The sequence below is a fragment of the Jiangella muralis genome, assembly GCF_001270745.1.
Taxonomy (GTDB): Bacteria; Actinomycetota; Actinomycetes; order Jiangellales; family Jiangellaceae; genus Jiangella; species Jiangella muralis.
Map to the genome: position 1 here is coordinate 1 of NZ_LFXL01000070.1, position 7,282 is coordinate 7,282.

The following is a 7,282-nucleotide window of genomic DNA, read 5'->3' on the forward strand; positions in this document are numbered from 1 at the left end:
ACACCTTCGGCATCGGACAACACCTTCCACCAGGCGTTGCTACGACCGATGGAATCCGCCCCCGATTCGCGGCGCGGATTCTCCAAGATCAACTTCTCGGGGAGGGTGTCAGCAAGCCCGACGGCGGGGTCAGCCGGCGACGGCGTGCAGCGAGCCGGGGCGCAGCCCGGTCAGCCGGTCCAGCGCGCCGGACGTCGGCTCGTCGCCGGGGAGGTAGACGACGAGGCGCTGGTGCTCACCGTCGGCGAGGTCGAGGGTCTCGTACGCCAGCCGCAGCTCGCCCGCGTCCGGGTGCACGACGCGATCGACGCCGGTGCGCGAGCCGGCCGACGCGGGCGCCGTCCAGCGGGCCGCGAACGCCGCGCCGGCCAGCACCGTCAGCTCGTCGGCCAGGGCGGCCAGGTGGTCGTCGCCGGGGCCGGAGTCGAGCTTGAGGTTGGCCACCAGCGCGTCGGCGACGGCGTTCCAGTCGGGGTAGGTGGCCCGCGCCCGCGGGTCGGTGAAGTGGTAGCGGACCAGGTTCGGCGCGTCACCGGCCAGCAGCCCCAGCGGCTCGGCCAGCAGCTCGTATCCCGTCGTCCACGCCAGCACGTCGCCGAGGCGGTTGACCAGCACCGCGGGCGCCGGCTCCAGCCGGTTCAGCAGCGCCCGCACCGTCGGCCTGACCTCTGACGCCGGCGGCGATTCGATGGACGGGCAGTAGAAGTCGCCGCTGGTGGTCTTCGCGAGGTTGCGCAGCAGCACCCGCTCGGCCGCCGACAGCTGCAGCGCCTCGGCCAGCGCGCCCAGCACTTGCGCGGACGGGTGCCGGTCGCGGCCCTGCTCGAGCCGGGTGAGGTAGTCGATGCTGACGCCGGCGAGGATCGCCAGCTCGGCCCGGCGCAGCCCCGGCGCGCGCCGCCGCGGGCCGGCGGGCATTCCCACCTGGACCGGGGTGATGGCATCGCGCCGCGAGCGCAGGAACGCGCCGAGCTCGTTGTCGCTCACGGTCCCCAGGCTACCGCCGCCGCCACGACCGGCCACCGGAACGACCGCGCGAGGGTGGCCGTGACGGTGCCAGCCTCACGGCGGCCTCCCCTCCGCGCACGCCCCAGGGCCAGCATCGTGACCATGTCGAACACCTTCACCGACGCCGAGATCGCCTACCTGGAGAGCCAGCCGCTGGGCCGGCTGGCCACCGTCGGGCCGGGCGGCCGCCCGCACGTCGCGCCGGTCGGCGTCTTCTACGACCCCGAGGCCGACGCGATCGTCGTCGCCGGGCACGCCGGCACCGACTTCGGCGGCAGCCGCAAGTTCCGCGACGCGCTGGCCCACCCGGAGGTCGCCTACGTCGTCGACGACCTCGCCGGCACCGATCCGTGGCAGCCGCGCGGCATCGAGATCCGCGGCACCGCCGAGACGTTCACCGAGGGCGGCGAGGCGCTCGGCGCCCGCATCACCGGCGTCATGCCGTTCGCGCCGGCCTGGATCCGGATCCGCGCCCGCCGGGTCCTCGCCTGGGGCCTCGACGGCGGCTCGTTCGAGCTGTCCGCCCGCGACGTCGCCGGACGGACGACGGGCACCCGCTAGGACAGATGTCGGCCGGACTCCGCGGGGTTTCAGACACCTGCCCAGTGACCATTCGTCCAGGTTTCCCTAAGTTCGGGCGCAATCCCGTCCCCCGGCGACAAGGAGACCCCCATGACACGACGCTTCCGAGCGGGCGTGGCGCTCGGCACCCTCGCGGTGACGGGCTACGCACTCCTCGCCCCGCCCGCGCAGGCCGGACCGGCCGACAGTCCCGGCGTCGAGGCCGACGTCTCGGCCGGGCTGTCCGGCCACGTCAATCTGGCCGGCCCCGGCCTGATCCCGGTGACGGTGCACGGCTCCCCCGCCCTGGACGTCACGGCGATCGACCTCGACACCGTGGCCGTCGGTGAGGTCGCGGCGGCCCGGTCCGAGTCCGGCGCCGTCATCAGCGCCGTCAACGACGTCGACGGTGACGGCACCGACGACCTCGTCGTGCACGTCGACAAGCAGCGGCTGGCCGCGGCCGGCGAGCTGACGCCGTCGACGGGCACCCTGCGGGTCAGCGCCAGCACCGGTGACGGCGCGGGCGTGGGCGGCGCCGCGGCCGTCGAGCCCGAGGTCAGCCTGGAGCTCAAGTTCGCCGAGGGCCACCGGGTCCGCGGCGGCAGCGAGGCGACGCTGCGCAGCACGACGGGCGCCAGCCTGGACGACGTCCGCGCCGTCCTCGACCGGCACGATGTGAGCGCTCTCATCCCGTTCGTCGAGCCCGGCCAAGTCGCCGACCTCGCGGCCGCCACCAGCCGCGCGCAGGCCCGCTCCGCCGAGCCGCTGCCCGACCTCGCGTCCTGGTACACGGCGCTGCTGCCGGCCGGCACCGACGTCGACGCCGTCCTGGCCGAGCTGACCGCGCTGCCTGAGGTCGTCTACGCCTACCCGTCGCCGGAGCCGGCCCCGCCGCCGGCCGAGCCGACGCCGGACCTCACCCCGCTGCAGGGCTACCTGCGCCCGTCGGACACCCACAACGGCATCGACGCCGAGCTGGTCCGCGGCGACCCGCGGGTCCGCGGCGCCGGCATCCGGGTGATCGACCTCGAGTACAACTGGAACCCGTTCCACGAGGACCTGCAGCTGGACTGGTCCAGCGACATCGGCCAAGGCCGGTTCGTCCGCATCGACACCTTCGGCGACGACCACGGCACCGCGGTGTTCGGCGAGATCGCCGCGAAGGACAACGGCTACGGCGTCACCGGCGGCGTGCCGGACGTCGACATCTACGGCATCTCGCCGGTCGAGGACCTCGGCAACGGCCGGACGTCGTGGCGGCCCGGCCCGGCGCTGGCGTTCGTCGCGACGCTGCGCGACGAGGCCGGCCGGCCGTTCGTCCGTCCGGGTGACGCGCTGATCCTGGAGCAGCAGACCGGCAGCCCGCTCGGCGGCAGCCGGTACGCGCCGCTGGAGTGGATCCCGGCGGTCTTCGAGGCCAACAAGGTGCTGACGGCGATGGGCGCGAACGTGGTCCTCACCGGCGGCAACGGCAACACCGACACGGATGACCCGATGTACACGCTCAACGGCGTCAAGTGGTTCGACCCGGCCGTCCAGCACTCCGGCTCGATCTTCGCCGGCGCCGGCGGCAGCGGCCTGCGCGCCAACGACCCGGCGCGGGCGCGGCTGAGCTTCTCGAACTACGGCCAGCGGTTCGACCTGCAGGCGTGGGGCCAGGACATCTACACGACCGGCTACTGCAACGTGCTCTGCGCCGAACTGGGCAACGACCACAACCGGGCCTACTCGCGCTCGTTCAGCGGCACGTCCGGCGCCGGCCCGATCGTCACCAACGCCGTCGTCGCCGTCCAGTCCTACGTCATGTCCGTCGGTCTCGGCCCGTGGACGACCGCGCAGATCAACGACCTGCTGCGGGCGACCGGCGCGCCGCAGACCACGAACCCGCAGCAGAACATCGGGCCGCGGCCGGACCTGCGGGCGGCGCTGCGCTCCATCGAGGTCGACCCGCCGTCGACGGAGCACGCGCTCAACCAGCGCCCGGACCGCGACGGCCAGTACACCAACCCGACGGTGACGCTGACGGCGTCGGACTCGTGGGGCTCGGGCGTGGCCCGGACGGAGTACCGCGTCGACGGCGGCGCCTGGACGGCGTACGACCAGCCGTTCCGGATCCGCGCGCACGGCGAGCACTCCGTCGAGTACCGCTCCGTCGACGCCAACGGCAACGCCGAGCCGGCGCACGCCTTCACGCTCGTCAACCGCGGCCGCGACGAGTGAGCCCGCAGCTATCGACAGATGTCCGATTGGTGCGATAGATCTCCATGCACCTGTCCGGTGACCGTGGGTCATCCCACGGCCTACGGTCGCCGGACCGGACCGCGTGCCCGCGGCCCGGCGTCGACTCTTGGGAGGGCTCAGTGACGGCGAGTACAGAACGGCGACCCGCGAGGCGCGGGACGGCCTGGCGGGCCAGAGCGATCGTCGGCGTGGCCGCGATCGGGCTCGCGGCATCGGCGGGGGTCGTGTCGGCCAACGCGGAGAACAGCGTGGCCGACGACGCCGCCACCGGCCCGATCGTCCCGCTCGACCAGCAGGTCTGGGCCGAGCAGGCCGAGATGACCTGGGACGACTACCAGCAGATCCGCCCGGACGCCTGGAACCAGGACACCACCAGCCAGGGCTCGGAGAGCCAGTACCGCACCGCGGTGATCCTGCTCGAGTTCCCGGACCAGAAGTTCCTCATCGAGCAGGAACCGCAGTCGCACCCGTTCGGGAACCCGCTGCCGCCGTGGGAGCCGGTCTCGCCCGACGAGGTCAACCAGTGGTACTACGACTACTACGCGGTCCCGAACGAGTACAACCAGGGCCAGACGCTGCACGGCTACTGGATGGAGACCAGCCACGGCCGCATCGGCGTCACCGTCGAGGTGTTCGGCCCGTACCAGCTGCCGGCCAACATGCATGAGTACGGCCTGAACGAGTTCGGTCTCGCGGTCACCGGACCGGACTCCGTCTGCCCGGCCGGGGATCGCTGCACGGGCGTCGTCGATCCGACCCGCAACAACTTCAACGACCGGAACATCCGCCACGTCGCGAACGAGCTCTGGCGCGACGACATCGGCTGCGCGCCCGGCACCGGAACCGGTCAGCTGTCGCTGTGCGGCTTCGACAACGGGTTCTACGTCACCGCGGGCCACGACGAGACGTCCACGTGGCAGGAGTTCGGCGAGATGATGTTCCGCACGCCGGGCGATGTCACGCCGGAGTTCGGCCCGCCCGGCGCGACCGAGGGCCCGGTGCTCAACGACGCCGGCAACCCGATCGAGAACGCCGTCGGCACCCGCTACGTCGACTGGACCTCGTGGGCCTCGGCGGCGAACCACTGGCCGAACGCCAGCCAGGGCACGTCCACCCAGGCGGAGAACTCCGGCCTGAGCGTGTTCGCGCACGAGTTCAGCCACCTGCGCGGCCTGCCGGACAACTACAACAACCCGTTCGACCCCGGCACCGGCCGGGCCGGCACCGCCTACTGGGAGATGATGAGCCGCGGCTCGTTCAACGGACCCGGCGGCACGCACAACCGCTGGCAGGTCCCGAACGCCGGCGGCTCGTCGCTCGGCCCGCACCACACGCTGTACTTCAAGACCACCGGCAACGGCCGCCTCGGCGTCGTCAAGCCGGAGGAGTTCATCAGCGTGACCAGCGCCGGACTGGCCGAGCAGGGCGTCCTCGTCACCCCGGTCAAGGGCCGCGAGTACGTTCCCGACGGCGACATGGTCGGCCTCAACATCCAGCTCTCGTCTCCGTTCGTCCGTGGCGCCTGTGAGGCCCGGGTCGAGGACCAGTTCTTCTGCACGCCGGTCGCACCGGCGGGCAACCAGAACTGGAACCAGTTCAACCTCGAGGTCGTCGAGCGGGTCGGCAACGACTCGTTCGTGGCCGGTCACGGCGTGCTCATCGGGCAGGCCCGCAACAGCGGCTCGCCGCGGGCGTGGCTGGTCGACGCGAACCCCGAGGACATCGGCCGGATCGACTTCTACCGTCCGGGCAACGACACCGAGCCCGGTGGCGAGCCGGTCCCCGTCGTCAAGGGCGACCCGCGTCAGCTGGACGACGCGACGTTCCACGCCGGCACCGGGTCGGGCAGCGAGTACGAGTACGTCGACGCGCCGAACCAGCTGCACTTCTACGTCCTGGACACCTACCGGGACGAGGCGGGCGAGCTGTTCTACGACGTCGCGGTGCGGCACACCGAGGCCACCGCCACGTACGAGCGGGGCGCCGACCTCGGCGAGGCCGCCACGTACGCCGTCGGCGACTCCACCGCGCTGGTGAACCTGCCGCTGACCAACACCGGCGACGCCGGCGAGGGCATCTACGGCTCGGACGTGTACCGGATCTCCTCGACGGTCGAGGGCGAGGGCTGGGACGTGAGCCTGCCGTACGAGATCAAGGCGGCCGCGGCCGGCGCGACGGTGCCGGTCTGGGCGTACGCCACGGCCGGCGAGGACGCGTCGGAGACGGCGACGCTCACCGTCACGGCGACCAGCGAGACCGACCCGGACGCGACCGTCACCGTCGAGGTCGAGGTGAAGTCCGCCACGGTCGAGGTCGCCTACGACAACGCCCGCGGCCTGCTCGCGGACTACCGTGCCGACGGGTTCCTGACCCAGGGCGAGCACCAGCGGCTGAAGGCCCAGCTGGACATCGCCGACCGGGCCAGCGGCCGCGGCGCGGAGCGCGCCATCGAGCGGTTCACGACGATGTCCGAGGACGTCGCCGGCACGGGTGCCCGCACCCTGGTCAGCGCCGCACTCGTGTCACTGGCGGCGGAGCTGCCGACGGACTGACCGCCTCCACCCACCACCCACCGGCCACCGGGTGCCGCCGACCGCAGCGGCGGCCCCGGTGGCCGGTTCCTGTGCTCAGTGAGCGGCCAGCGTGACGCGGATCCGTCGCGGCTCCCGGTGTCCAGCCCGTCGTGCATGCGGGACACTCTGCCAGCGGAAACGCCCAAGGGGTGGCTGACGGACCTCCGGCGGCGCGGATCGACCCCCGCATCCACCAACATCCGTCAGACACCCCCAGATGAGTGAGTCCGATTGATCTTCAGTGGTGTACGCGGGGTAAGGCCACCGTCGCCGGGCGACAGCAGTCTCACCCATCAGTGGTGCGCGCCCATCCGCGGCGGACCGTTCGCCGGGTTCCGCGCCGTTGGCCGTCTGGGCACGCCCCACTTCACGCGCGGCGGGTGCACCTCACCCGCGAAAGCACCGCATAGCCGCCGACGACGACCGTCATCCGGTGCTGCGGCGGGTGACGTGCTCCCCACGCGAGTGACGTCGACGGCCTGGGACGTCTTCGATGGCCAGAATCGTCCGAAAGGCCCCTCGAACACGACTCCCGCCATCGAAGACGGCTCCGGGAGTCGAGGACAACCGGTGCGCCGGCCGGAACGACGAACGCCAGCCAGCCAGCCAGGCGAACGGCGCACCGGGCGGGCTCTGCCCGCACTTCCCCCGTCCCCCTGATAGCTGCCCGCACTTGGCCGCGCGCGTGCGGGTCAAGCGGACCTTCACCGGCGCGAAGCGCCCCACAAGTCCGCTTGAGGCGCACGTGCGCGGCTAAGAAAATGGGCAGCAGGGGGACGGCCCACGTGGCCATGACGGCCAACCGCCGCACGACGGCGAACCATCCACCCGAACAATCGGACTCACTCATCCAGCGAGGCTGGCCTCGGACCGCCGAGTCTGGGGCTGGGCAAACC

4 protein-coding genes are annotated in these 7,282 nt (G+C 72.5%); 3 read left to right on the forward strand and 1 reads right to left on the reverse strand.

Annotated elements, in window-relative coordinates; all coding sequences use genetic code 11:
- Positions 1-129 precede the first annotated feature (129 nt).
- Positions 130-987 (reverse strand): helix-turn-helix domain-containing protein, encoded by an 858-nt coding sequence (locus ACW62_RS32570; RefSeq protein ID WP_053208292.1) that lies wholly within the window; start codon positions 985-987, stop codon positions 130-132.
- Positions 988-1,110: 123 nt separating this feature from the next.
- Here ACW62_RS32570 and ACW62_RS32575 point away from each other — a divergent pair, with 123 nt between their 5' ends.
- From ACW62_RS32575 to ACW62_RS32585, 3 genes are all read left to right on the forward strand, one after another.
- Positions 1,111-1,569: a PPOX class F420-dependent oxidoreductase gene (locus tag ACW62_RS32575; RefSeq protein ID WP_053208293.1), complete on the forward strand. Its 459-nt coding sequence runs from the start codon at positions 1,111-1,113 to the stop codon at positions 1,567-1,569.
- Positions 1,570-1,680: 111 nt separating this feature from the next.
- Positions 1,681-3,792 carry an OmpL47-type beta-barrel domain-containing protein gene (locus tag ACW62_RS32580; protein ID WP_157575144.1) on the forward strand — a complete coding sequence of 704 codons (2,112 nt, stop codon included), beginning with the start codon at positions 1,681-1,683 and terminating at the stop codon, positions 3,790-3,792.
- Between the two features lie 209 nt (positions 3,793-4,001).
- The gene (locus ACW62_RS32585) at positions 4,002-6,365 is read left to right on the forward strand and encodes an immune inhibitor A domain-containing protein (RefSeq protein ID WP_053208295.1); all 2,364 of its coding nucleotides are present in this window, start codon (positions 4,002-4,004) and stop codon (positions 6,363-6,365) included.
- Positions 6,366-7,282 lie beyond the last annotated feature (917 nt).

Coding starts and splice junctions, on each gene's coding strand:
- ACW62_RS32580 (WP_157575144.1), top strand. CDS start 1,681: ATGACACGACGCTTCCGAGCGGGCGTGGCGCTCGGCACCCTCGCGGTG.
- ACW62_RS32575 (WP_053208293.1), top strand. CDS start 1,111: ATGTCGAACACCTTCACCGACGCCGAGATCGCCTACCTGGAGAGCCAG.